This is a genomic window from Liquorilactobacillus mali KCTC 3596 = DSM 20444 (genome assembly GCF_000260415.1).
Lineage (GTDB): Bacteria > Bacillota > Bacilli > Lactobacillales > Lactobacillaceae > Liquorilactobacillus > Liquorilactobacillus mali.
In genome coordinates this window covers 1-283 of sequence record NZ_BACP01000103.1, presented here as the reverse complement: position 1 = coordinate 283, position 283 = coordinate 1, and the positions used below count along the sequence as shown (strand labels likewise).

The following is a 283-nucleotide window of genomic DNA, read 5'->3' as shown; positions in this document are numbered from 1 at the left end:
CAAAATAGGAGGTAGAACATGAAACTCAAAAATAAAATATTGTTAGGAGCAATTTCATTGATTGCTCCTTTTTTTATTGCATTAAATGCTAATGCAAGTGACCAAGGAGCAGATAATAGTAAATATCAAGGGTATACTTTTGTTCAAGGTCAAGGCAGTGATAAGTTTGGGATTAGTCAAGTAGGTGGAATTTATAATTCTAGCTTAGTTACCCAAGCAACATATAATACACAGGTTTCTACTGGTATTGCCCAAGGGTTAAGAATGCACACTTATATTTGGC

Annotated in this window: 1 pseudogene; it reads left to right on the top strand. The window is 33.9% G+C overall.

Annotated elements, in window-relative coordinates:
• Positions 1-18 precede the first annotated feature (18 nt).
• A pseudogene (locus tag GSM_RS14485) lies at positions 19-283 on the top strand (GH25 family lysozyme); the annotation flags it as partial.